The sequence below is a fragment of the Streptomyces sp. NPDC002463 genome, from assembly GCF_042889835.1.
Taxonomy (GTDB): Bacteria; Actinomycetota; Actinomycetes; order Streptomycetales; family Streptomycetaceae; genus Streptomyces; species Streptomyces nymphaeiformis.
In genome coordinates this window covers 20,540-45,654 of the sequence record NZ_JBIARL010000024.1, presented here as the reverse complement: position 1 = coordinate 45,654, position 25,115 = coordinate 20,540, and the positions used below count along the sequence as shown (strand labels likewise).

18 protein-coding genes and 2 pseudogenes are annotated in these 25,115 nt (G+C 72.1%); 8 read left to right on the top strand and 12 right to left on the bottom strand.

Features of this window, described 5'->3' with window-relative positions:
* The first annotated feature begins 10 nt into the window (after window positions 1-10).
* The 6 genes from ACFYX3_RS35035 to ACFYX3_RS35010 all read left to right on the top strand — a co-directional run bounded on the left by ACFYX3_RS35035 (window position 11) and on the right by ACFYX3_RS35010 (window position 8,280).
* A complete protein-coding gene (locus tag ACFYX3_RS35035; protein ID WP_389022443.1) occupies window positions 11-925 on the top strand; it encodes an ABC transporter ATP-binding protein in 915 nt (304 codons plus the stop codon).
* Window positions 925-1,662: an ABC transporter permease subunit gene (locus ACFYX3_RS35030; protein WP_389022441.1), complete on the top strand. Its 738-nt coding sequence runs from the start codon at window positions 925-927 to the stop codon at window positions 1,660-1,662. The genes ACFYX3_RS35035 and ACFYX3_RS35030 overlap by 1 nt, the downstream gene beginning before the upstream one ends.
* Before the next feature lie 227 nt (window positions 1,663-1,889).
* Window positions 1,890-2,051 carry a class II lanthipeptide, LchA2/BrtA2 family gene (locus ACFYX3_RS35025; RefSeq protein ID WP_369142740.1) on the top strand — a complete coding sequence of 54 codons (162 nt, stop codon included), beginning with the start codon at window positions 1,890-1,892 and terminating at the stop codon, window positions 2,049-2,051.
* A gap of 234 nt (window positions 2,052-2,285) precedes the next feature.
* Complete coding sequence (locus tag ACFYX3_RS35020) at window positions 2,286-4,451, top strand: peptidase domain-containing ABC transporter (protein ID WP_389022437.1); 2,166 nt, start codon at window positions 2,286-2,288, stop codon at window positions 4,449-4,451.
* The gene (gene lanM / locus ACFYX3_RS35015) at window positions 4,448-7,276 is read left to right on the top strand and encodes a type 2 lanthipeptide synthetase LanM (protein WP_389022434.1); all 2,829 of its coding nucleotides are present in this window, start codon (window positions 4,448-4,450) and stop codon (window positions 7,274-7,276) included. The genes ACFYX3_RS35020 and lanM overlap by 4 nt, the downstream gene beginning before the upstream one ends.
* 47 nt (window positions 7,277-7,323) lie before the next feature.
* A complete protein-coding gene (locus ACFYX3_RS35010) occupies window positions 7,324-8,280 on the top strand; it encodes an LLM class flavin-dependent oxidoreductase (protein WP_389022431.1) in 957 nt (318 codons plus the stop codon).
* Between the two features lie 28 nt (window positions 8,281-8,308).
* Here ACFYX3_RS35010 and ACFYX3_RS35005 read toward each other — a convergent pair whose 3' ends face one another.
* Together ACFYX3_RS35005 and ACFYX3_RS35000 are read right to left on the bottom strand one after the other, a co-directional pair.
* Window positions 8,309-8,770, bottom strand: a complete 462-nt coding sequence (locus tag ACFYX3_RS35005; protein ID WP_389022428.1) for a hypothetical protein — start codon at window positions 8,768-8,770, stop codon at window positions 8,309-8,311.
* An 80-nt stretch (window positions 8,771-8,850) separates the two neighbouring features.
* The gene (locus tag ACFYX3_RS35000) at window positions 8,851-9,636 is read right to left on the bottom strand and encodes a BTAD domain-containing putative transcriptional regulator (RefSeq protein WP_389022425.1); all 786 of its coding nucleotides are present in this window, start codon (window positions 9,634-9,636) and stop codon (window positions 8,851-8,853) included.
* 357 nt (window positions 9,637-9,993) lie between these two features.
* Between ACFYX3_RS35000 and ACFYX3_RS34995 the strand changes: the two genes are divergently transcribed.
* Complete coding sequence (locus tag ACFYX3_RS34995; RefSeq protein ID WP_389022421.1) at window positions 9,994-10,980, top strand: helix-turn-helix transcriptional regulator; 987 nt, start codon at window positions 9,994-9,996, stop codon at window positions 10,978-10,980.
* 38 nt (window positions 10,981-11,018) lie between these two features.
* Here ACFYX3_RS34995 and ACFYX3_RS34990 read toward each other — a convergent pair whose 3' ends face one another.
* From ACFYX3_RS34990 to ACFYX3_RS34970, 5 genes and pseudogenes are all read right to left on the bottom strand, one after another.
* A complete protein-coding gene (locus tag ACFYX3_RS34990; RefSeq protein ID WP_389022418.1) occupies window positions 11,019-11,807 on the bottom strand; it encodes a helix-turn-helix transcriptional regulator in 789 nt (262 codons plus the stop codon).
* A 123-nt stretch (window positions 11,808-11,930) separates the two neighbouring features.
* Window positions 11,931-12,158, bottom strand: a complete 228-nt coding sequence (locus ACFYX3_RS34985) for a hypothetical protein (protein ID WP_389022415.1) — start codon at window positions 12,156-12,158, stop codon at window positions 11,931-11,933.
* 192 nt (window positions 12,159-12,350) lie between these two features.
* A pseudogene (locus ACFYX3_RS34980) lies at window positions 12,351-12,590 on the bottom strand (thymidine kinase); the annotation flags it as partial.
* A 35-nt stretch (window positions 12,591-12,625) separates the two neighbouring features.
* Window positions 12,626-13,357: pseudogene (locus ACFYX3_RS34975) on the bottom strand (alkaline phosphatase family protein); the annotation flags it as partial.
* A 341-nt stretch (window positions 13,358-13,698) separates the two neighbouring features.
* Complete coding sequence (locus ACFYX3_RS34970; protein WP_389022412.1) at window positions 13,699-14,853, bottom strand: cytochrome D1 domain-containing protein; 1,155 nt, start codon at window positions 14,851-14,853, stop codon at window positions 13,699-13,701.
* Between the two features lie 300 nt (window positions 14,854-15,153).
* On the opposite strand from ACFYX3_RS34970, the gene ACFYX3_RS34965 reads away from it, so the two are divergent.
* A complete protein-coding gene (locus ACFYX3_RS34965; protein ID WP_389022409.1) occupies window positions 15,154-16,938 on the top strand; it encodes a fibronectin type III domain-containing protein in 1,785 nt (594 codons plus the stop codon).
* 7 nt (window positions 16,939-16,945) lie between these two features.
* On the opposite strand, the gene ACFYX3_RS34960 is transcribed toward ACFYX3_RS34965, so the two are convergent.
* From ACFYX3_RS34960 to ACFYX3_RS34940, 5 genes are read right to left on the bottom strand one after another with little or no spacing between them, the layout of a single operon-like run.
* On the bottom strand, window positions 16,946-18,097 hold the full coding sequence (locus tag ACFYX3_RS34960; protein ID WP_389022406.1) for an endo-1,3-alpha-glucanase family glycosylhydrolase: 1,152 nt from the start codon (window positions 18,095-18,097) through the stop codon (window positions 16,946-16,948).
* Window positions 18,094-19,248 (bottom strand): hypothetical protein, encoded by a 1,155-nt coding sequence (locus ACFYX3_RS34955; RefSeq protein ID WP_389022403.1) that lies wholly within the window; start codon window positions 19,246-19,248, stop codon window positions 18,094-18,096. The genes ACFYX3_RS34960 and ACFYX3_RS34955 overlap by 4 nt, the downstream gene beginning before the upstream one ends.
* Window positions 19,245-20,648: an alkaline phosphatase family protein gene (locus tag ACFYX3_RS34950; RefSeq protein WP_389022400.1), complete on the bottom strand. Its 1,404-nt coding sequence runs from the start codon at window positions 20,646-20,648 to the stop codon at window positions 19,245-19,247. Before ACFYX3_RS34950 ends, ACFYX3_RS34955 begins: the two co-directional genes overlap by 4 nt.
* Window positions 20,645-22,318 (bottom strand): ArnT family glycosyltransferase, encoded by a 1,674-nt coding sequence (locus ACFYX3_RS34945; RefSeq protein ID WP_389022397.1) that lies wholly within the window; start codon window positions 22,316-22,318, stop codon window positions 20,645-20,647. The genes ACFYX3_RS34950 and ACFYX3_RS34945 overlap by 4 nt, the downstream gene beginning before the upstream one ends.
* The gene (locus ACFYX3_RS34940) at window positions 22,315-24,957 is read right to left on the bottom strand and encodes a glycosyltransferase (RefSeq protein ID WP_389022392.1); all 2,643 of its coding nucleotides are present in this window, start codon (window positions 24,955-24,957) and stop codon (window positions 22,315-22,317) included. The genes ACFYX3_RS34945 and ACFYX3_RS34940 overlap by 4 nt, the downstream gene beginning before the upstream one ends.
* Window positions 24,958-25,115: the final 158 nt, after the last annotated feature.

Below are 25,115 nucleotides of genomic sequence, written 5' to 3'. Positions count from 1 at the left end.
AGGTGCTGTGATGATCGAGGTCGAGAACCTCACCAAACGGTACGGCGCGAAGGTCGCCGTGGACGGTCTGTCGTTCTCCGTGACCCCGGGGAAGGTCACCGGATTCCTCGGCCCCAACGGCGCAGGCAAGTCCACCACCCTGCGCATGATCCTCGGTCTGGACGAGCCCACCGCGGGCCGGGCCACCGTCTTCGGCGTCCCCTACCGGAGCCTGGCGCGCCCGCTGACCCGTGTGGGAGCGCTGCTCGACACCAGGGCCGTGCACCCCGGCCGCAGCGCCCGGAACCACCTGCGGGTGCTGGCCGCCTCCCACGGCCTGCCCGCCACCCGGGCCGACGAGGTCCTGGACCGGGTCGGCCTGCTCGCGGTGGCCCGGCAGAGGGTGCGCGGCTACTCCCTCGGCATGGGGCAGCGGCTCGGCGTCGCGGCGGCGCTGCTCGGCGACCCCGAGGTGCTGCTGTTCGACGAGCCGGTCAACGGGCTCGACCCCGAGGGTGTCCGGTGGATCCGGGAGCTGATGCGGGGGCTGGCCGCGGAGGGGCGGACGGTGCTGGTCTCCTCCCATCTGATGAACGAGATGGCGGTGACCGCCGACCACCTGGTGGTGGTCGCCCGGGGCCGGCTGCTCGCGGACACCCCCGTGGACGCGTTCGTCGCCGCGCACTCGGACAGGACCGTGTTGGCCCGGGTGGCCGATCCGGAGGGGATGCGGCGGGCACTGGGGGAGCAGGGCATCGAGTCCGTGCGGCAGGACGACGCGACGCTGGCGGTGAGCGGGGCGTCCGTGGAGAAGGTCGGGCTTGTCGCGAGCGCGGAGAATATTGCCGTTTTCGAGCTGACCGCTTCCGCCGGTTCGCTGGAGGAGGCGTTTATGAAGCTGACCCAGGAACACGCTGAATACCGGGCTTCGATGGGAGGGTTCTGATGAAGCATGCCGTGGCCGCGGAATGGGTCAAATTGACGACGCTGCGGTCTCCGAAATGGTCCCCGGCGGTTTATCTCGTCCTGATGATCGGACTGGCCTTCGTCTACGGGATGGTTCCCGGCGAAAGGCAGCTGACGGCGCCGGGGTTCGACCCGGTCGGGCTCGGCCTGTCGGCCGTACCGCTCGGGATGATCGTTCTGGTGATCATGGGGATTCTCGCGGTGACGGGCGAGTACGCGTCGGGGTCGATCAGGAGCAGTCTGCTGGCCGTCCCCGACCGGGCCCGGTTCTACTACGCCAAGGTCAGCCTGGTCAGCCTGGTCAGCGGGGTGCTGGCGGTGGTGGGCGTGGTGCCGGCCTTCCTGATCGTGCAGAGCGGTATCGGGGAGCACCGGGCGCCGACGGGACTCGCCACGGCGGGGCATGTGGCGGGGGCGGTGCTCTATACGGTGCTGCTGGTGGCGTTCTCCATGGGGGTGGCGACGCTGCTGCGGTCGGGGGCGGCGGCGCTGTCCATTCTGCTTCCGCTGTTCTTCATGCTCTCCACGATCCTGAGCAACATACCGGGGGTCGGGGAGGTGGCACGGTTCCTGCCGGATGTGGCGGGGGGGATGGTGCTGCGCGGCTCAGGGGGCGACGAGGTGCTGGGGGCGTGGTCCGGGTTGGGTGTGCTCGCCGTGTGGGCGGTCGGGTCGGTGGGACTTGGGCATTGGGTGACTGTGCGGCGGGATGTCTGACGGGTTTGCGCACAGTTCCCACGGATGGGCCCCCACGCGAATGCGTGGGGGCCCATGCATTTTCCGGTGTATTTCAGTGTGTGCGTACGGGGGCGTCGGGTCTATGCGTTCGGCGAATTATGGGCGGACAGACTGGGAGGCGTCCTCCGAACACGGAGGGTGTGCGTTCGGTATTCGCCAGGCGAGTTCCGGGCGTGTTTCCGGAGAAATGCGAAAAGGAGAAGACCATGGAGAAGACGCAGGCTGACGTCCTCGGCGGCTACGACGAGTTCGAGCTCGTCGAGATGGGCGAGGCGGACGTGTACGGCGGTACCACCTGGAGCTGCGCCATCGTCACCCTGGTGTCCGCCGTCGCCTGCCCGACCACCAAGTGCACCAGCCAGTGCTGAAGCCCTTGACGGCTCTGATACGCGCGGCCCGCTGAACCGGACCGCCGCGTCGGTCACGACGGACGGGGTGGGGGAGGGCCGGACCGAGGTCCGACGGCCCGCACCGGGCTTCCCGGTCTCCCGCTCCGTCCGACGTCCCGTCGACGCAAACCCCTCTTCCTGCCCGAAGTCCCACAACCCGGAGGTGCGGTAGCCATGGGCGCTCGCCCGGAATCACGTCGGACCGCGCGACGCGTGCCGGCCGTCACCCAGGTCGCCCAGACCGAGTGCGGTCTGTGCTGCTGCGTGGCCGTGCTCCGCTACTACGGGCGGGACGAAGGCATCTCCGAGGTCCGCGAGGACATGGACGCGGGACGGGACGGCCTGAGCGCCCGGCAGCTCGCGCGGTTCCTGGAGTCCCGCGGCATGCGGAGCCGACTGCTGAGCGCCAAGAGCGTCGCCGCGCTCACCCGGTTCGACTCGCCCGTGATCCTTTTCTGGGACGATCACCACTTCGTGGTCCTGGAGAGCTTCGACGGCGATCAGGCCGTCGTCATGGACCCGTCCGTCGGCCGCCGCCGGGTGACCTCGGACGAACTCGCCCAGCACTTCAGCGGCGTGGTCGTCACCGCCGAGCCCGGGCCCGCGTTCCGCCGGCTGCGCCGCCGGCCTTTCGCCGACTGGCGGACGATGCCCCTGCTGCCCGAGGGCGCGGGGCGCCGGATGGCCGGTGTCGGCGTGCTGTCGCTGGCCGCCTACGCCGCGGTGCTGGGGATCCCGCTGCTCACCGAGTGGTCCGTGGACCGGTTCTCCGGCTGGAGGGAGCTCGGCGACCATCTGTGGGTCATCGGCATGGTGGCCGGTGCCGCGGTCGGCTACTACCTGCTGCATCTCCTGAGGATCCTGCTGCTGTCCTCGCTGGTGTCGGTGCTCGGACGGCATCTGATGGACCACGCGTTCAGCCGGCTGCTGTCGCTGCCGTACCGGTTCTTCACCACCCGTCAGCCCGGCGAGCTGCTCTTCCGGCTCGGCAGCGTCAACGCCGTCCGCGACATGCTCTCCTCCCGGGTCGCCCAGGGCGTGCTGGACGTCGGCACCATGGTCTGCGTCAGCAGCTACCTGCTGTACGTGGAATGGCGGCTCGGACTGATGGCGCTCGCCCTGGTGCTGGCCAACGCCGGCTATCTGGCCGCCACCCGACTGCGGGTGCTTGAGGCGGTCGACATGGAGATCACCCACCTGGGCAGGAGCCAGTCGCTGCAGCTGGACGCCATCGTCTCCATCCCGACCATCAAGATGGGGGGCTACGCCGACGAGTACCTGGACACCTGGCGCGAGACCTACGCCGCCTCCCTCGACGCGATGAAAGCGCGGATGCGGCTGCAGCAGGGCCGGGTGACCGGTGTGGCGGCCACCATCCAGATGTTCGGGCCGCTGCTGCTGCTGCTCGCCAGCCTCTACTTCGTCGGCCGGGGAACCATCAGCATCGGCGGGGCGATCGCGGTGCAGACCGTCGCCGCCACCTACTTCGCGATCTCCACCTCGGTGTTCCAGGCGTACGCGGAGTTCACCGAGACCAGCCGCTACATGTCCCGTCTGAGCGACATCACCCGCACCGAACCCGAGGGCCCGGGCGGCGACCGCAAGGAACCGGAGTCCGCCTCGGTCCAGCTGGACCAGGTGTCCTTCCGCTACACCCGGCACAGCGAACCGGTGGTCCGCGACGTCACCATGGACATCCCGGCCGGCGCCCGCGTCGCCCTGGTGGGCGTCTCCGGGTCGGGCAAGAGCACCCTGGCCCGGATCGTCTGCGGCCTGCACGAACCCACCTCCGGCTCGGTCCGCTTCGGCGGCCGGGACGCCGCCGAGTACGACCGTGACTCCCTGCGCCGGGTGATCGGCTACATCCCGCAGGAGGTCCACCTGCACAACCGGTCGATCCTGGAGAACCTCACCCTGGGTCAGGACATCCCCGAGGAGACCGTCCGGGAGTTCTGCCGCGAGGCCGGCATCCTGGACTTCCTCGACGACCTGCCGATGGGTCTGCAGACCCTGGTCGCCGAGATGGGCTCCAACTTCTCCGGGGGGCAGCGGCAGCGGCTGGCGATCGTGCGCACCCTGCTGCAGCGGCCGTCCATCCTCGTCATGGACGAGGCCACCGCCTCCCTGGACACGGTCAACGAACGCCGGGTGACCCGGCTGATCGAGGGAATCGGCGCCACCCAGATCGTCATCGCGCACCGTCTGTCGACGATCGAGTCCGCCGACCTCATCTATGTGTTCGACCAGGGGCGGATCGTCGAGCAAGGAACACATTCAGAACTCATGGACGGAGGCAGCGTGTACCGGGATCTGTACGCGGCGACAGCCGAGGAGGCCGGCCCGACGGCCGAACTGCTGGTGGGGGGTGCCGGGGCATGAACGAGAGCAACGAGAGCACGGTGGCCATCGGAGCCTTCCTCCCCTTCTACTCCCATGTGGTTCCCCGGTCCGCGGTCGAGAAGGAGCTGCGAGAGCCGCTGCTGCGGGCCGCCGCCCCGGACCGCCGCGACAGCGTGCTGGACCAGGCCCACGAGGCGCTGCTGAAAACGGTGGAGACGCAGGCCTACCGGATGCTCATCGGCGAGTTCCATGCCTTCCGCGAGCAGCTGGGCCTGCCGATGGAGTCCGACGGCGACACCGCCCTGCGCCGCTTCACGGCCCGTCTGGAGGAGCCCGGCGTCCCGGACGCCCTGCTGGAGAAGTACCCGGTGCTGCGGGTGCGGCTGACCGCGATGCTGTCGCACTCCCTGGACGCCTACCGAGAGTTCCTCACCGCCTTCGCCGACGACCACCCGCTGCTGGCGGAGGCCGGACTGCTCGGCGAGCCGGGCGGCGACGGCCGGCTGCTGTCCGCGATCTCGCCCAGCGGCTCCGACCTGCACAACGACAACCGTCAGGTACACATTCTCCATCTGGCCAACGGAACCCGGCTGGTGTTCAAGCCGCGGCCGCTCACCGCGGACGACTTCGTCCGCGACCTCTACCGGGCGGTCGGCCCGTACCTGGAGCACTCGCTGTCCCGCTGCGTCCCCCGGTCGTTCACCGTGGGCACGCACGGCTGGCAGGAGTTCACCGTGCCGGCCGCCATGGAGCAGGCGGACCAGCCCGACCGCTACTTCTACCGGATCGGCGCGCTGGCGGTGCTGTTCGGCGCCATCGGCGCCACCGACCTGCACGACGAGAACCTGCTGGCCTGCGGCGAGCACCCGTGCGTCATCGACACCGAGACCATGCTCCGGCCGGACGCCGGGGTGGGCGACGACTCGCTCCCCGACGTGCTGATGAACCACACCAAGCTGTCCGTCGCCTCCACCATGCTGGTGCCGATGGTGAACCCGACCTCGCCGGTCGACTTCATCATGGCGGGCGTCGGGGTGGCGGGCGACCAGCCGTCGTCCATGACCAGCGCCGTGATCCGCGACCCGGGAACGGACGCCATCTCGGTGTCTCGGGAGCCCTTCAGCTACCGGCAGGGTGCCAACGTGGCCCGGCTGGGCGAGGAGCACCTGGTCGCCACCGAGTGGTTCGACGCCATCCTGGCCGGCTGTCGTGCAGCCCTGACGGCCCTGCGGGACGGCGCCGTCACCCGCGTCCTGGAGGCCCATCCCGAGGTGCCGGCGCGGCTGCTGCTGCGCTCCACCATGATCTACGGCCGCTTCATCGACGCCTCCACCCACCCGAAGTACCTGGTGGACCCCAAGGAGGCCGAGCGGCTGTTCGGACTCCTGAAGATGCACCAGGACTACCTGTCCCCGGAGGCGGAGCGCTTCGCGGCGGATGCGGAACGCGCCTCGCTGCGCCACGGCAACGTGCCGTACTTCGTCACCCGGGGCGACTCCGACGCGCTCGGCACGGTCAACGGGTCGACCCCCGGGGTGTATTCGGCGACCGCGCTGGACTTCGCCCGGCGCGGCGTCGCCCACAACGCGGCCCGCACCGACGCCTACCACCACTTCCTCCTTGAGGAGTGCTTCGGCGAGCTGTGCGGCGAGGACGCGCCCGGCGGGCTCTCGGCCTCCGGGGTCTTCGGGGGGCACCTGCTGGCCGGGGCCCGTCCCGGCGTCTGGTGGCGGGCGATCGCCGGCCGGATCGCCGAGGTGCGGGTGCCGGTCACCGGTCCCGGCGGGCAGGAGGAGTGCGGCTGGGTCGGCGGCATCGGCCCGGACCGCGACGCCTCCACCATCACCCCGGGCAACTTCGTCTCCTTCCACGACTCGGCCGGCGTGGTCTCCTTCCTCAACCGCGCCGCCGCCCGCGACGAGAGCCTGGCCGGTCCGGCCGGCAGCGCCGACCGGGGGCTCACCACCCTGCTCGCCGAGTACGGCGAGGCGCTGCTGCAGCGCCCCGAGTCGGTGTTCACGGGGGCCGCCTCGCTTCTGCTGGTCCGCCCCGAGGACCCGGAGACCGCGTCCGCCCGGATGACCGGCCTGCTCCAGGCCCTCCAGGACCGCGCGGCGGAAGACGAGCTGGAGACCGACCTCTCCAACGGCCCGGCCGGGCTGCTGATGGTCCTGCTCGACCGTCTCCGCCGCGACGGCTCCTCCTTCCCCGCCGACGCCGCGACGGTCGAGCGGCTCACCGACCTGACCCTGTCCCACCTGGGCAGGGAGCGGGACGCCCACTGGTCGGACCTGGCCCACGGCGAACTGGGACTGCGCTGGGCGGCTGCCCGGACCGGATCCGTACTGGGAGTGGAGCGCACCGCCAAGGAGGCGGCGGACTGGCTGGTCGGCCGCTGGGAGCGGGACGGCGTCCCGGTGGAGCACGGCTGGTGCAAGGGCGCTGCCGGCCTCCTCCTTGCCGGCTCGGAGATCCTCGCCGCGGCGGGCCGGGAGGACTGGCTGACCGAGTCCCGGCTGGCCGATCTGGTCGGACGGGCGACCGCCCTGGCGCCCGGCCGCGCGGTGGACCTCTCCGTCTGCCACGGCAGCAGCGGCGTCGTCCAGTGCCTGATCGGCGCGGGCCGCACCCTGGGGCGCGCGGACCTGTTCGAGCGGGCCGCCGCCCATCAGACCGAGGTCCTCGGCCGGATCCGCGAGGACGGCTACTTCACCGGCGCGGCCGGCCGGACCTCACTGATCGGCTACATGCTCGGCTGGGCCGGCGTGGGTGACACCGACCTGATGGTCGATGCCCTGCTCAGCGGCGCAGACCCGGCCGGTCTGCGCCTTCCGCTGGAACTGTCCGCGCCTTCCCGGAGCTGACCATCCGCCTGTCATCCGCTCCATCACTCGTCGAAAGGGCTGCCGGGATGCGGCACTCGATCCTCCTCCCCGTCAACGCCACCCGCCCCGAGCAGGTGATCCCCTTCGCCAATCTCGTCAAATGGGGTGGCGCGGCCCGACTGTGGCAGGGCCAGGGTCTCGTTCTGGACAGCCATCAGATCGTGAGCTGGTTGGCCGGCTCCGGAGTCAGGGTGCCCGCCGGGTTCGGGGTGTCGCTGATGCCCTACCGCTCGCCGTACAACGCGGCGATCGAGGCCCGGTCCGTGGCGCTGGCCACCGGGCACGAGGTGGTGGCCGGCTACGGTCCGGGCTCGCTCGCCGCGCAGACCTGCGCCATGGGACGGCCCTACCCCAGTCAGCTCACCGCCTGCCGGGAGTACGTCACCATCGTCCGGGACCTGCTGGACGGCGGGATCAGCGACCGCGAGGGGGAGATCTTCTCCGCCAAGGCGCAGCTCATGCCGTTCCACAAGCCGGAGGTGTCGCTGGGCCTCGGCGTCCTGCGGGAGCGGATGGCCGAACTCGCGGGAGAACTCGCCGATGTGGCCATCACCTGGATGGCCTCGGCGGCGTACCTCGAGGAGTTCCTGATCCCGGCTCTGCGGAGCGCGAAGGAGCGGCGTCCGGAGCAGCCGGTCAAGGTCACCGCCTATGTTCCGGTGGCACTGGCGGGCCCCGACCGGGACATGGCGAAACTGCTGCGGGCGACCTGCGGGGGGCACATCCAGTTCCCCCACTACCAGGCCGTCCTACGGCGGGCCGGGATCCGGATCACCGGCGACGGCGGGCCCGACGACGTCCGAGCCCTGGTGGACGGCGGGATCTTCCTCTACGGGACGGCCGAGGAGATCCACCAGAGGCTGGACGCCTACCGGGCGCTCGGCGTGGACGAGGTGGTCCTCAACGCCACCGGGGTCGGCGCGGTGCACGGACCCCGGGCCGCCGCGTCCGACCTCTACGAGATTCTGAAGGCCGCACCGTGACCGGGCCGGTCACGGTGCGACCGAGACGTCAGGAGCGACCGACCTCGTCGGCGGATGGTTGCCCGGTCCCGAGCTTCCGGGCCCGCTCCAGGTCGCGGGCCAGATGTGCCCGGCGCCGCCCGTTCCTGCGGCGGCTGCGCCGGTCCTCGGGAGTGTCGTACATCAGCTGGGTATGGAAATAGTTGACGTGCTCCAGGACGGCGAAGAGCGTGAAGAGCAGGCCTGGGATGCTTCCGGTCCCGGGGGCGTCGGCCACCGCGAGAACGGTGAGCGGCAGGCCGAGCCCGAGCAGCACCAGGTTGACCACCCGAGCGGCGGCGAACACCGCCGCCCCGGGTAGCGGAGCGCCGCTGCCGGCGGACAGGGCACGGAGCTTGACCGTCCAGTACGCGGCGCCCTCCAGCAGGAGCAGCGTGACCAGTGCGAACCCGAAGAGGTTGGCGGCCGTCGTCGGCACGCCGACCATGCCGAACCAGACGGCCGTCTGCAACGGGACGTTGACCAGTTCCCCTACCGCGAGCGACCGAAGCCGCCGTCGGACCCGAGCCCCGGCCGACCGGACGCCCGCCGTCACTGGCGCGCCATCTCGGCCACCAGGCGGTGCGCCTGCTCCGTGTCCCAGGTGAGCGCGGCGGCCCGGATGGCCTCGACGCCGGGAGGGACGTCCAGGCCCAGTTCATCGGCGAAGACGGTCCGACATCGCTCGATCACGCCCAGCGCGCCGGCCACGTCGCCCTGCGCGCAGTAGGTGGCGGCGAGCAACTGCCACAGCCGCTGCCGGTAGGGTGCCTCGGCCAGCACGGTCTCGATGCGGTACGACAGCATCTCGGTCCGGTGGGTCAGCAGGCAGGCGGTGAAGAAGTCCTGGCAGGCCTCGAAGCGGGTGTTGCTGAGGCCCACGGTATGCGCGTGGAACCACCGGGTGGCCGGAAGCCGTTGGCCGAACGGGCCGCGCCAGAGGGCGAGGGCCTCGTCCAGGTGGCTGACCGCGGCCCGGTGGTCGCCCGCGGCGAGCAGTTCCTTGCCCTTCCGGGCGAGTTTCAGGAAGCAGGACAGATCGAGTTCGTCCGCGTCGACGCTGAGGGCGTACCCGGTCTCCGCGCCGCGGCTGGTGGTCAGCCGCTTGCTCAGTCCCGGCAGCGCGGAGTCCAGGCCGCGGCGGAGTCCGGTGAGGTGGCTCCTGATGTTGGCCACCGCCGAGCTCGGCGGGTCGTCCCACAACAGCTCGGTCAGCTCGCCCATGCCGACGAACTGTCCCCGGCGCAGGAGCAGCGCGGTGAGCAGCGCGCGGCGGGCTGCCGACTGCGTCTCGGCACCGCCCGCGATCCTCACAGGCCCCAGCAGTCGGAAAAGCATCTGGCTCTGCCACCTCTCGTGTGAAGTGCCGAGGCAGGTACCGGCCCCGGGCCGCAGGGGCCGCCGGCGGCATCGTGTCCCCCTCGCGCCGTGTGGTCAGCACCACACCTCCCTCACGACCGAATATGGCAGCGCTCAAGGCGGTGAGGAACAAGGCCTGTTGGCCAGATACGGCCAACCCGATGCAGGATCCGGCCTGATTGCTTCTGCACCGGAGATCCTACTGCTGAGTCACCAGGGGCTCCTGGGGAAACCTTTACCCTTCGGGCACCTCCCTTCTACAATTCCTGCAGTAAGCGCCGGCCGGATCCTTCCCGACGTCCTCTCCCACGGGAGTGCCTCTTGCTCGTGCACCACATGGCGGTCCTTGGTCTCACTGCGGCGGAAGAGGAGCTCTACCGGCACCTGCTGCGCAACCCCGGCGTCGAACTCGATGAAGTGCACGTCCTGTTGAGACAGGAACCCCTCTGCTTGGAAGCAGCGGTGCGTCGGCTGCGGGAACTGCACGTCATCCGCGAGGACGACGGCAAGGCGTGGCCGCACAAGCCGGACCTGGTGGTCAACCGGCTGGCCCAGCAGCGCCTGGAGGAGTTCTACAGCACCATCCGCACGCTGTCCGACCTGAAACCCATCGTGGATTCCCTGGCGCGTGACGCGCGCGACCAGGGCCCGAACTCCGAACACGCCCCGGTGGAAAGGCTGATGGGGTTATCGGCCATCCGCGAACGTCTGGACGAACTGGCGTTCTTCGCTCGTGTGGAGGTTCTGGCCTCCGAGCCCTACGACGCGCTCACCCTGGAGAACATCAAGCACTCCCGCCCTCTCGACCTGCGCTGCCTGCGCCGTGGCGTCGTCCTGCGCAACCTGGTCCGCGCCTCCGCGGTGGCGGACGACACCACGCGGGCCTACCTCCAGGAACTGACCGCCGCCGGGGCCCGGATCCGGGTGGTCGAGGACCTGAGCGAGCTGATGATCGTGTACGACCACCACACCACGCTGGTGCCGGTGGACCCGAAGAACACCTCCAAGGGCGCCCTCTGTTCGAGCGAGGAGGGGATCGTCACCACCGTCGTCAACAATTTCGAGCGTCTGTGGGCGGGGGCCGAGGAGTTCACCGACCTGGTCGGGCAGGGGGACGACTCGTCGAGCGATCCCGAACTGACCGATCTGCAAGTACAGGTGCTGCGGGCGATGTGCACGGTCGGCAAGGACGAGACCGGCGCCCGCCAGGTGGGCACCGCACTGCGTACCTACCGCCGCCACATATCGGAGCTGATGCGGCTCCTCGGTGCGGAGAACCGCGCCCATGCGGCGTTGCTGGCCCGAGAACGAGGGTGGGTCTGACAGTCGGTGGGTCTGACAGCCGGGGCGTGACCCGGCCGTCAGCCGTCCCCGAATTCCCGGGCGTCCGCCCAAAGCCGCTCGAAGTGGTTGACGACCGTGCTCACCATGCCGGGTTCAGCCGTGACGAACGCGCCCTTGGCGATGTCCGAGGGCTCGACCGGCACCAGCGCGGTCCCGCCGTCGCACACCGCCATCGGGCTGTCCGAGGAGGACAGCACCCGCACCCGAGCGCCCGCGTCGGCCAGTCGGCGCAGGTGGGCGACGACCACCGGGTCGGCAAGCATGGACTGCCGCACCAGGAGCCGCACGGTGACGCCGCGCCCCAGCATCCGCAGGCCCAGCGGCAAGGTCAGCCGTAGGACCCGGCGGTCGACCTCCTCGCAGAGCCCACCCGCCAGCACCTCGGAGCGGGTACTCAGGGCGAGGGCCTCCACCCTCGCCCGCAACGCGGCGGGATCGGTGATCCGCTCCACCAGCCGGCTGTCCTGCGGAGGCGTGTCACCCTCCTCGGGCCGGCCGGCGGCGGCTGCCTCGTCCTCCAGGGAGCGCACCACCGTGTAGACCTGGGCAAGGCTGCGGGTGATGGTGTGCAGCTCGGCCAGCAGCCGCTCGGCCAGCAGGCCCACCACCGCCTTCGGCTCCTCCGGCCACAGCGCTCCGTCGCTCTCGACCACGGCGCCCAGAGCCTTCAGCCGCCCCACGGCAGCCGCACCGGCCCCGGACGGGTGCCAAGGCGCGGCAACGATCTCGGCGACGCCGCTGCCGGGATGCCTCAACAGGTGGCGGTACGTCTGCTCCTCCGCAGGGGTGATTCCCAGGATCTGCATGCGGTGCATCGGTGGTGCTCCACGGTCGGTCGGTGACGAGGTACTGGAAAGGCGGTGGGCCGCGCGTCGTGCTCGGCACCCGGACCGCTGGACCCACCCCCGTGGCGGGCTCGCCGCACAGGATCAGGTGCCCGGCTTCTTCTCCTGCCAGCCGTTGACCCAGCACGCGTTCAGGGGGTCGAGACAGCCGCCCGGCACTACGACGGCGTCACCGCCCGCCACTGCGACGGCGTCACCACCCGCCGGTGTGACGCTCCCTGCGAGGGCGGTGAACGCCCCTGTCGTCGCCAGCGCGGTCAGCATCGCCGCCGCGATCCCTCGGGCGGCCTTGCTGGTGGCGGTACGCGTCATGGTTCTTCCCTCCCGGCGCCCCGGCGCCGTTCCTCAGAGGTGCCCGGGACGAGATCCCCGACCACATCAGAAGCATCGCAGCGAACCCCCTCCTCCACAGGACTCCCCGTTGGCATGCTCCTGCCTCCGCACCGTGCACGATCCTGCCACCGCCGGCGGGCCCGGCTCGTGGACAAAAGCGCCTTGGAGCCGTCAGGTGTGGTTGACCGGGAGGACGTCCGGGGAAAGGGCGCCGGCCTGTGAGGAGGCCGACGTCATCCGCTTGCGGTGATGGCGGCGGAGGACCTCGTAACCGATCTCCTCCGCCGGACGGTTCACGTCGCCGACGACGACCTGCTCGCCCTCGACGACCATCTCGCCGCCCACCGTACGGGCGTTGTGCGTGGCACGGGCGCCGCACCAGCACAGGGCCTCGACCTGGAGCTGCTCGATTCAGGTCGTGGGAGGGGAGGGTGTCCGGCGCGGGGTCAGGAGCGGACTTCGAGCAGCGGGACGAGCTGCTCCGCGGGGTCATGGACCCGTGCATGCCGACCATCGCGGACTCGTTGGGCTCGTTGACGGAGGCGGTGATCGCCACGTCGTCGTGGGCCGCGGCGACGACGTCGCCGATCCGGCCGTACACCCGCTCGTCGACCTCGGTGCCGGGCACGGCGTAGACGTGCCGGGCGCGGCCCTCGCCGCCGAGGAGGGCGACGCCCGCGCGCAGCTCCCGGTCCTCGTCGAAGTCGATGCGGTGCTGCTCGTCGAAGGGGATGTCGACCATGCCGTGGTCGGCCGTGACGTACAGGGCCGAGCGGGGCGGCAGCTGCTCGGCGAGCCGCTGCACGAGCCGGTCGACGAACATCAGCCGGCCGCGCCAGGCGTCGGAGTCATGCGCTCCTCGCCGGAGAGTCGCCCGTGAAACGTTCCGCCACTGAGCGTGACCTTGGTGAGCGGGGTCTGCTCGAAGATCGGGGAGGACACCTGGGCGGTGTGGATCCCTGCGTCGTGCGCGAACTGGAAGACGGCGGGGTCCACGGCTTCCAGCGCAGCTGGTCCATCAGCTCGCCGGTCTCGGGGTTGCGCACGGTGCAGCAGGGCAGCCCATGCGTGCCGGGGTAGCGCCCCGTGCCGGACGCTCTCGAACGGTTGCGCTTGCTCGTGGACGCCGTCTTCACCATGGAGGCCGAGTTGCACCTGCCGCTGGAGTTCGAGTCGGTGCTCGAAGCCATCTGACATGAGCGCGAGGGCGTGGTGCCCCGGCCGGCTCGGGGCACCACGCGTTCCGCCTGTCGCACGCATGCCGCGCGAGGTGTGCCGCGGTCAGACCGACGGCCGGCGGATGGCGGTCGGCGCCGGGAGATTCAGTTGCTGCGAGTGACCATCTGGCGGGCTAGTAGTTGGCCTCCGGCGACGCGTACCGGCTCGTCTTCATAGCATGTGCGGGGACGTTTCGGTGTCGCCACACCGTAGGAAGGCACTGGTCAGCCGCGTATGTGGTCGGACACCGCAGTCGGGTGCGGCAGCATGCGCGCGGCCGCCATGGCCCCGACGCGTCCCGTCAGCGCTTGCCGGTCTCCTTCCCCGCCGTCTTCCAGTGGACGCGGTGCCTGGTGGCGGCCAGCGGAGCCACCGGCTCCGGCTCGGACTCGACGGCCACGCTCATCGGTCCCGCACCGACCGTCGTCGTGCCCATGACCCGGTCGGTCTCGGTGTCGACGAACACCGTGGACTGCGAGCCGAGCCCCGTGGCGACGTACAGCTGCTGCCCCTCGTAGCCGAGCGCGAGACCCTCCGAACCGCCCGGAACGCGGAAGGTGCGCGCCACCTCGCCGACCTCGGTGTCGATGACCGACACCCGGTCGTTGCCGAAGCCGGAGGTCACGTACACCGACGTGCCGTCGGGCGCCACGGCCAGCGACTCCGCGCCCTCCTCGACCGGCACTGCGTCGAGGACGGTGGCCGCACGGGTGTCGAGGACGGACACGAAGTCGGTGCCGTTGCCCGTGCTCACGTACGCCAGGCTGCCGTCCGGGCTGACGGCCACGTCGTAGGCGGCGGTACGGGTGCCGTAGGGGGCGGAACCGGAGCCCAGCGGCACGGTCGCCGCGACCCGGCCGGGGAAGGCGTCGATCACCGACACGCTGCCGGACAGCAGGTTGGCGACGTAGACGCGGCGCCCGTCCGGGGAGACCGCCACGCCCTTGGGGAAGGCGCCGACCCGCAGCGTGCGCACGACCCGGTCCCGGTGGGTGTCGATGACCGAGACGGTGCCGGAGTCCGCGTTGGTGACATAGGCGCGCCGGCCGTCGCGGCTGACCGCGACCCCCTCGGGCCGGTCGCCGACCCGGATCGTACGGACCACCCTGGCCCGCACGGTGTCGATGACGCTGACGGTGTGCGAGCCGCTGCCGCCGGTCACGTAGGCGCGGTGCCGCTGCCGGGAGACGGCCACGTCGGCCGCGCCGGACGGCACGCTCACCGTGTGCGTGACCGTCCGGTCGTCGGTGTCGAGGAACGACAGGGTCCTGGCCGTCGCGTTGGCCACGTAGGCGCGGTCGGCCGCCGGCCCGTCGTCGTGCGGCGGCGGCGTCGCCGCCGCGGGCGTCACGGGCACGACGGCCGTCGAAGCGGCGACGGCCGCGGCGGCCAGGGCCACGCGCAGCCGACCGGCGGACCGGCGTCGGGTGGCTTCGTGAGAGTCGCGTGCCGGCACGGGGGGCCTCCAAGGGGGCGGCGATCGGGCGACCCCCGGCACGGGTGCGGGAGCGCATGGGTGTGTCCCCTTCTTCCCGTACCGGGCGGGAGGCGAGACCGAAGGACACGCCTTGTCGCCCGACCGGCCGACGCCACGGGCCCCCGGTCGAGTGAATGCGGCGGCCGGGAGGGCGCGGTCCGGCCGCGCCGGACCGTCCCGGCCCCCGGCCGCGCCTACGTTCCCGAGGGTGCCTCCGTCCCCCCGTCTCCTGGCCGACGCACTCGACCGGCCGCAGCGGAGGCTGAAAGGACCCGTGACATGCCTGTGCTCGCATCCGGCGGAAGACGCCGCGGCCTCCATCTCGCCGGCGCCGCCGTGGCGCTCGGCGCACTGTCGGCGGCCCTCGGCGTGCCCACAGCCGCCCATGCCGACCTGCCCGGCGCCTCGCCGGTCCTCACCCGGGCCCCCTACCTGACGGACCTGACGCCCACCTCCGTCCGCGTGACGTGGGCGACCACCACGCGCAGCCGGCAGACCGTGAAGTACGGCCCGCTCGGCAACTGCACGGCCAACTCGGTCACGTCCACCGTGCTCGGCACCACCATCACCGTCAACGGCCTCACCCGGTACACCAACTCGGTGACCGTGCCGAACCTCAGCCCCGACACCCCGTACTGCTACCGGGTCTACACCGGCGACGCCACGCCCATCGACCTGCTCGGCACCAACCCCTCGCCCGAGTTCAGCACGATGGTGCCGGAAGGCTCGACCACGCCCTTCACGTTCGCCGTGCTCGGCGACTGGGGCGACACCACCAGCAACGGCGTCAACAGCGGCGCCCTCAACCAGGACCAGGCCAACGTGCTGTCCCGGCTGGCCGCCAGCGGCGCCCGCTTCACGCTGTCCACCGGCGACGTGGCGTACCCCAGCGGCAGCCAGACCAACTACGGCGACCTCCAGCAGTCCGGCGTCAACATCAGCGGGGTCTTCGCGCCCGAGTACTACGCCGCGCCGGGCCAGAAGATCCCGATGTTCGCCCTCAACGGCAACCACGGCCGCACCACCACCCTCCTGCCGACCTGGCCGGAGCCCGCCGTCACCGCGGCCTCCGACGGTGTCTACTCCCAGGTCAGCTACCCGTCCTTCTTCGGCAGCACCCCGGCGAGCTACCCGACGACGTACTACGCCTTCACCAGCGGCGGCGTCCGGTTCTACGTGCTCGACGCGTCCTGGAGCGACAGCAACACCGGCACCGCCGACGGGAACAACTGCGAGGGCACCGACCACTGCGCCACCTACCAGATGGACGCCGCCGCCCACTGGGCGACCACCTCGGCCGAGTACCAATGGCTCCAGCAGGACCTGGCCGCGCACCCGGGCGGCGTCAAGGTGGCCGCCTTCCACTTCCCGCTGCGCTCCGACGACCCGACCGAGCCGGACGACGAGTACCTGAAGAACAACCCGGGCAGCACCGACACCCTGGAGCAGCTGCTCCACGACAACGGCGTGAACCTGGTCTTCAACGGCCACGCCCACATCTACCAGCGCAACGTCGCCCCTCCCGGCGGTGTGCCGAGCTACGTCACCGGCGGCGGCGGCGCCAAGCTCAGCTCGGTCGGCGGCCACGGCTGCGACCCGACGGACGCGTACGCCCTCGGCTGGTCGTACAGCTCCAACGTCGGCAAGCGCTGCCCCACCTCGACGCCGATTCCCGCGGGCGACGCCAAAGTGCACCACTTCCTGCTGGTCTCGGTCAACGGCTCGACGCTGACGGTCACGCCGACGGATTCCCTCGGCAACCAGTTCGACGCCCAGACCTACGACTTCTCCGCCGACGGCACCGCGCCGTCGGCTCCGTCCCCGCTGACGGTGACCCGCCCCGCCTCCACCACCATGAAGCTGACGTGGGGCGCGTCCACCGACGACCGGCAGCTCGCGACGTACGACATCTACCGCAACGGGACGTACATGGCGACCGTCCCGCGGGAGGTGCTCACCTTCAGCGACAAGACGGCCGTCTGCCCGGCCTCGTACAGCTACGAGGTCAGGGCGCGCGATCTGGCCGGGAACACCGCCGGGACGACCACTCCGGTGACCTGCTGACCGCTCCTCAAGGGCCCGTCTCCCGCCCCTCGGCGGGGGCGGGCCCGCTCTTCCGCGTGGCACGCAGCCGGCGCACCGCGAGCGGGGTGATCAGCAGCATGGGCGCGGCCAGACCGGCGAACGCCCAGTAGGCGCGCGAGGGGTCGGCCCCGGCGGCGGACCGGTGGGGGACGTCCCCGGACCCGCCGGGGTCGGTCCGGGACACGGCGGTCGCCCGGACGCCCCGCAGGTCGCGCAGCACCTGGAGGTAGCGGTCCCCGTAGGCGCGGGAGGGCTCGACGTAGGTGTTCTCGGAGAACTCGTTCCAGCTGATCAGGCCGATCGCGTCGGGCGCGGAGCGGAGTGCCGCGTCGTACTCGGCGGTCAGGGTCGCACCGTCCCGGCGCGGGACGGGCTTGGTGCCCCCGACGAGCCGCGCGTCGAAGCCGGGCGCGCAGGGAGCCAGCCAGATCTTGTGGTCGGCGTGCACCGCCCGGCCCATGGCCACGAGTTTGGCGGCGTAGCCGGGGGTGGCCTCCGGGTCGGCCGAGGACCAGTAGTAGGCGTCGCCGTCGGTGACGTCGGCGATCCGGCGGTAGCCGTCGACGTTCTTCTCGCTGGCCAGGACCCTCAGGTCGCCGCGGACGGCGGAGGTGACGCGGGCGACGTCGTCGTGGGAGTACTGCCAGGTGCCGCTCCAGACGGTCAGCGGGCGGCCGCCGACGCGCAGCATGGCCGGGCTGTCGGCGAAGTGGTCGCGGAAGTACCTGAAGTCGGCGGCGACCTGCGCGACGGGCAGCGGGCGGCGGTAGAAGTCCAGGCTCTGGTAGATCATGGCGAGCTTGAAGTGCCTGGCCTCGGCGGCGTCGACGAGCTTGCGCAGCCGCCGGTCGTTCACGGTGCCCTGCTTCCACCCGACGACGAACCCGTCGATCCCCGCGGACTGGGCCTCGGCGATCTGGCGGTCGATCACCTGCGTGTCGTCGCTGGAGTACGGGCCCGCGAGCGGAAGGTCGGTCTTGGCCCGCTGCCAGGAACCGGCGCTGAACCACTGGTAGTAGTACGCGAGGAGCGGCGGAGCGGACGGGTCGCCCGCGGGGGTGGCGGGCGGGGGGCCGGGGGCGGCCGCGCCCGGCAGGCAGAGCGCGAGCGCGGCGAGGAGCGCCCAGAACAGCCTCATCCGGTCGCCGCCCCGGGCGGGCTCCCGGAACTCCCCGACGGCTCCGGTCGCCGCGGTGGCACGTCCTCTTCCGTCGTCCCGGTGTCGGGCACCGGGTCCGCGGCGGTGCGGCGGGCCCGGCGCCGGAGACCCATCCGGATCGCGATCGGCAGCCCGACGAGCAGCAGGGCGGCGCCGCCGAGGACGAGCATGTCGGCCAGGCCGACCACCGTCACGTCGGCGGTGACGTTCTGGGACAGCTGGATCGCGCGCTGGCTGGTGGCTCCACCGGACGCGTCGACGTCGACGGTGTACGGGCCGCGCGGCAGGTGGGTCAGGACGGCGGTGTGGTCCGACCCGAGCGACACGGCGTAGGTCTTCCCCCCGGGGCCGGTGACGGTGGCCTTCTGGCCGGTGGCGTAGCCGAACAGCGCGTCGTGGGCGGTGACGGTCAGGTCGTGGAAGTTGCCGGTGAGCGTCAGGTGCCGGTCGGGTCCGGGCCGGAAGCCCTGCCGCCCGGCGTCGGCGATCTCGGCGCCGTCGTAGACGAGGCTCCGCAGGGTGTAGTCGACCGGGACGGGCGTCAGGCGGCTGTCGCGGAAGACGGGCACGATGCCGTTCAGCCACGTGGTGCCGGTGACGGACAGGTCGGAGGTGCGGGCGTCGGAGCCCCTGACCTTCACCGAGGAGACCAGGGACGGGTCGAGGGGCGTGCCGTGCTGGTCGGCGAACGAGACCGTCACGGGGTACTGGGCGGTGAACCCGGCCGTGATGGTGTAGTCGGCGCGCAGCGGCAGCCCGTCGACCCGGGTGCGGAACGTCTGGCCGGGATCGCGCTGGCCGGCCCAGCGGGTGAAGCGGTAGCGGGCGTCCGGAGTGTCGACGGAGGTGTCGAGCAGCCGCAGCGACTGGGGGGCCACGGTGTGGGGACCGGTGTACGAGGCGGTGCCGTCCGCGCCCGTGACGAGGGTGGTGCCGGCGAACTCCAGCCGGACCCCGGGAACGGCCGGGACGGTGCGGAAGGTGACGGTCACGGGCGGGGCGCCGGCGTACGGGCGGGTGGTCCCGGCGGTGGCGTGTCCGTGCACGGCGGGCCCGGCGGCGGCGAGCAGCAGGGCGGCGAGCAAGGCGAGGAGGGAGACGAGGTGCCGGCGGGCGCTACGGCGGTTCACGGCGTGCTCCCTTCCGGCGTCCTGGACGGCTCCTCCGGCGTGGCGGCCGGCTCGGCGGGTCCCGTGGCGGCCGTCGTCGCGGCGGAGCGCCTGCGGGCGGCGAGCACGGCGGTGCCGGCGACGATCAGCGCGGCCGCGCCGAGCGCCCCGCCGTAGATCCCGTACACGGGCGTCGCGTTCACCGGCCGTACGGCGGGCCGCGCGGGGGGGACGGCGAGGACTTCGGGGGGCCGCGGAGCGGCGGAGAAGTCGAAGGCGGCGGCCAGACCGGTGGCGGAGGTGTCGCGCCCGCCGAGCGGCCGCAGGTTCCAGTTGTCCTCGATGAACCGCAGCGCCGACGACGAGTCGAGCACCTGGTGGTCGACGCGCCCGGCCGGCGCGTAGGGGCTGACCAGGACGGCCGGTACGCGCAGACCGCGCGGGCCGTCGGCGGCGGCCGGCGGGGCCACGTGGTCGTACCAGCCGCCGGAGCCGTCGTAGCTCCACAGCAGGGCCGAGCTGTCCCAGTACCGGCTGAGGGCGAGCTGGGTGGTCAGCGAGCGGATGAGCTTCTGGCCGGGCGCGACGGACCGCGCGGAGGTCTCGGAGGAGCCGGTGCCCGCGATGTAGGCCACCGACGGCAGGGTGCCGCTGTCGAGGTCGCGGTAGTACTGGTCCAGGTCCACGATGTGCGAGGCGAGGGCGGGGTCGTCGACGAAGCGGGCGTGCCCGAGCAGCGGGACGCGCACCTGCTGGGTGGCGCCGGGCGCCCGGAAGTTCTCGGTGGGCCGGTAGTCCTCGACGTAGAACTTCCAGCTGACGCCAGCCTGCTGGAGCCGGTCGAAGATGGTGGGGCCGTCGGCCGCGGCCGCGGGGGCGGACCCCGAGACCCAGTAGGAGCGTTCGGCGGCGGTGCCGTACGGGACGGACGAGAAGAACCGGTCGAAGAGCACGTAGCGCTGGGCGGCGGCCCAGGAGAACGGCAGGTCCCGGGCGTCGTAGTGGCCCATGGCGGGCGTGCCGTCCCGGCCCTGCGTGGTGTACGCGGACACGAAGCCGTCCATGCGCCCGCCGTTGATCTGCGCGGTGATGATGCTCCGGCTCGGGGAGAGCGGCGCGGGCGCCCGGTCGTGCAGGGCGTACGGTTTCACGCAGTCCGAGGCGGGGCCGCCGGCGACGCGCGGCTGGCAGGTGCCGGCGGGGATCCCGTCGGCCCCGGGGTACGTGCCGAAGTAGTTGTCGAAGGTGCGGGGGCCCTGCATCAGGTAGATGAAGTGCTGGATCGGAGTGGTCGCGCGGTGTTGCTCGGCGGCGGTGCCGGCGGCCGGGTCGGGGTCGGTGGCGGCCGCTGCCGAGGTGGGGCCGAGCAGCAGCGCCGCGCCGGCCAGCGCTGCCAGCAGACGGACGGTCGGCGACTTCATGACACACGCACCTGGTAGATGACGAAGGCCGGAGTGGGCGTCGGGTCGGCGGACGACGCGGGGACCTTGAGGGCGGAGGTGTAGACGGCGGTGCCGTGGTACTTCTCCACCAGCTGCCGGATCTTCTCGCCGTAGAAGGGGGCGCGGTGGGAGGTGTACGAGTCCCAGACGAGGTACTGGAACTCGCCGTCCCGCAGCGCACGGTCGGGGTTGGGCACCGGCGTGTACGAGGGGTTGCGGTGGAGCCGGTTGACGCTCACCGAGAGCGCCGAGACGGGCTTGCCCCCGTAGAACTGGAGCACGTTGGCGGTCGAGGGGCCGGCGGCGAGCAGCTGTGCCCCGGAGGGCACGTGCTCGCGCACCCACTGGCCGGCCTCGCGGCCGCCCGGCAGACCGCCGGAACCGGCGAGGAACCTGCCGTTCGGGGCGGCGGTGATGCGGTTCGCCGAGGAGACGGCGAGGGAGGCCGCGACGGCGAGGGCGACGACGACGGCGCCGGCGGCGGCCAGGGTGCGGGGCCGCAGCTTCCTGCCCCACCGCAGCCGGCCGGACCGCGGCCGGAGTTCGGCGAGGGCGCTCAGCGAGCGGCCCGCCAGCACCGCGAGCGGCGGAGTGATCGCCAGCAGATACGGGAACCCCTTCACGGGCCACAGGGTGAAGAACAGCACCGGCGCCGCGATCCAGCACAGCAGCAGACCCTCGCGCCAGCCGTTGCGACGCCGCAGCAGGACGAGGCCGGCCACGGCGGCCGCGAGCGTGACCCAGCCGACGGCCTGCGGCACGGTGGCCGCGTAGAACCCCATCGAGTGGTTGGCGCGCCGGAACAGCTGCCACTGCAGGTAGTTCTGTCCCGTGGTGCGGTGCCCCGCCAGTGACACCGCGAGCGGGAAGGCGGCGACGACGAGGGCGAGGACGCCCGTGGCGAGCAGCGCGTGCCGCAGCCGCATCCGCACCGAGCGGCAGAGCACGAAGAAGACGTACAGGCCGCAGACCAGGACAAGCGCCGTCTCCTTGGAGAGCGTCGCGGCGCCCAGCGCCCCCGCGGCGGCGAGCAGCCAGGGCAGTCCGTCGAGGCCGCTCTGCACGTACCGGACGACGCAGTACAGCGCGACCGTGGCGCACAGCGTCATCAGCCCGTCGAGCAGCACCTGACGGGTCACCACCACGTGGTACGGCATGACGGCGAGCAGCAGCGCCGCGGCGAGCCCCGCCGTGCGGCCGTACAGCCTCCGGGCGAGGAGGTACGTGACGGCGACGGTCACGACGCCGACGGCGGCGGCGACGGCGCGCGCGGTGAAGTCGTCGGTGCCGCCGCGCAGGAACAGCGACAGGAAGCCGGTGAACAGCACGGGGTGGGCGCGGAAGACGGGGAAGACCGCCTGCATGGCCGGGTCGCCGGCGAGGGAGGCGGCGGTGCCGGTGTAGACGGCCTCGTCGCTGTTGAAGCCGGTCTCGGTGAGCTGCCAGAACCGCAGGAACGTGGCCAGGGCGAGGATGGCCGTGAGCGGCAGGGCGCTGCGCACGGCCCAGTGGGCGGCGCGGCGCCGGCGGTCGTCACGGGGGTCCTGACGGGCCGAGGCCCCGGCCGCCGTCGGCGGGCTGCCGCCGGTGAGCCGCGCGCCGGGGTCGGTGGCCGCCGCGTCCGAGGGGGAGGACACGGGACGGATCATGGCGTCCTCCCGCCGGCGTCGTTCTCACGGGACGCGCCGGAGTCGGACCGGAGGACGGGGTACGGGGGCAGGACGCCGGAGCGTATCGGCAGGGGCGGCGCGCTCTCCGGTGTCTCCGGCTCCCAGTGCGGCCACGGGTGCCCGTCGGCCGCGGGAACCGGGCGGCCGTTGGTCGCCGGCCGGTCCGCGGCGAGCAGCCGGGGTATCTCGTCGGCCCAGCCGAAGCGGTCGGAGGCCAGGACACGGGAACGCACGCCGGAGAGGAAGCCGGTCAGGACCTCCCGCTCGCGGCTGCGCAGCTGGGCGTGGTCGAGCCCGGCGACGGTGATGGCGGGGGCGAAGTACCGGAAGGGCGGGAAGCCGTACGCGTCCTCGGTGTTGACGAGCAGCCGGCTGACGGTGTCCTCGTGGCCGAGGTCGCTCAGCCGGGGCGCGCCGCGTTCGATGACGAACAGCTCGGTCACCTTGACGGCGCTGCTCAGCCGGCAGGACACGAGCCGGTCGACGGCGTACTTCGGCGGGGGCACGAGGATCTGCGTGACGGCGTTGATGCTCATGATGGGCAGGTTGTGGCGGGCCAGGGTGAAGGCGAAGGAACGGCCTTCCTTGGAGTGCAGGCGGCTCTGCCGCTGCAGCCGGTGCCACTCGTGCGGGGTCAGGTCGTCGGAGCGCACGGCGTGCAGGGTGTGCGCGCTGATGGTGAGCGGCTTCGGGAAGCACAGGGCGTTGCCGTGGGCGTCGACGACGGTCATGTCGTCGGACAGGAACCGTCCGTCGTGCTCGCTGAGCAGCCGCAGGACGGTGGACGTCTTCCCGGTGTCGGTCAGCGCGGAGAGCATCACGCCGGTGCCGCCCAGCTCGACGCAGGCGGAGTGCAGGAGCATCCGGCCGCGGGCGACGAGCACGAAGCGGAGCAGCGCCTCCAGGACGTTGGTGTAGACGACGTGCGGGGAGCGGGCCAGGAAGGGGCTGACGAGGACGGCGACGGGGTCGCCGATGTCGACGCGGAAGTTGGCGCCGAGGCGGCCGAGCTGCTCCTCGTACTGCACGGTGGTGGGCTGCGGTGCGCCGCGGCCGGGGATCTCGGTCATGACCGCGCGGTGGCGGGGGAACCGGCGGCCGACGTCGCCGACCCGGACGGTGATGTCGCAGGCGTCCGGCGGCACCCACTGGGCGCGGAAGAACTCCAGCTCGGGCAGGCGGATCTGGGAGCCGATGGTGACGGTGCCGGCGATGTCGTACCGGTAGGTGAGGTACCGGGGGCGCTTGGGGTGGCCGGCGGAGGACTTGGGCTCCGGGGCGGGGGCCTGCGTGGGTGCCTGAGCGGCGGCCTGCGTGGGGGCGGCGGGCTTCGGGGTTCCGGGAGGGACGGAGCCGGGGGCGACGAGCACGCGCACGGGGTCGCGGCGGGCTCCGTGGTCACGGGGACCCCGGTAGATGACCAGGTCGCTGAAGAGGAACCGGGCCACGAAGAGGGCGACGAGGCTGAGGACGTTGGCGGTGAGCAGACCCATGCCGGTGTGGAGCAGCCACTCCAGGAAGGGCAGCCGGCCGAGCAGCAGCAGGTTGTTCAGCGCGAGGAAGGCGAGGCCGCGCATGAGGACCGCGCGTCGGCCGCCGCCCCGGCCGCCGTGGTAGACGAGCGTCTCCAGGAGGGCGAAGTTCCACAGGGACGACACCTGGGTGGCGAGCGTGGCACTGACGAGGTGCTGGATGCCGGCGACGGTGTGGAAGAACCACAGCGCCGCGGTGTTGACGGCGATGCCGCTGACGCCGATGAGCCCGAAGGCCAGGAACCGGGCGGTGGCGCTCATGCCGGGGCGGCCCGGTCCGGCGTGGCGGCCTGACTCGGCGCGCCCCGTGGCGCCGGGCCGGCGCAGCCGGGCCAGATGCCGCAGGAACCGTAGCCCTTCGCGCAGCGAGGCCTTGGAGGTGCCGGCCGCGCGGGGTGCGAAGCGGTAGGAGACCTCGGCCACGCGGGCGCCTGGGTGTCTCACGAGCAGTTCGAGGAGGACCTTGAAGCCGAGGGGGCTGAGCCGGTCCAGGTCGATCGCGGCGGTACGGAAGGCGAAGAGCCCGCTCATGGGGTCGCTGACGCCGGCGAGCCGGTGCGGGAAGACCGCCTTGGTGACGAGGGTGCTGCCGCGGGAGACGAGCCGGCGGATCGGCCCGTCGAGCCCGTCACCCGTCGAACCGGATCCCGCGTAGCGCGTGCCGACGACGATGTCGACGTTGTGGCCCAGGGCGGTGCGGGCGAGCGCGGCGGCCGCCTCCGGCGGGTGCTGGAGGTCGGCGTCCATGACCAGGGCCCATTCGCCCCGGGCGTGGCGCGCGCCCGCGAGGACGGCTCCCGCGAGGCCGCCCTCCCGGGCGTCCTTCTCCCGGTGGAGCATGCGGACCGGCATCCGGCAGTCCCGCGCGTGCCGTGCGGCCGTCTCCGGCGTGTCGTCGTCGCTGTCGTCGACGAACAGGATCTCGACGGGCAGACCGTCGAAGGCCGGTTCCAGGGCGCGCAGCAGCAGCGGTACGGATTCACGCTCGTTGCGCGTCGGGATGACGAGGGTCAGACGGGGCCGGACGAGTGTGCGCGGGCCGTTGAGCTCGGAGCACTCGGTGCGGGGAATGCGGTTGCCGTCCATGTCAGCGGCCTCCAGCGGGGGACCGGCAGCTGTGCTGTCGCCGTACGTCTACGTTTTAAACATACATATTGCTCCGAGGTGTCCCACCTGTCAATGAATGTCCACTTACATGGTAAACGTATGGGTTAGGGATCATTCGGATATAGTCGGGAGCAGTC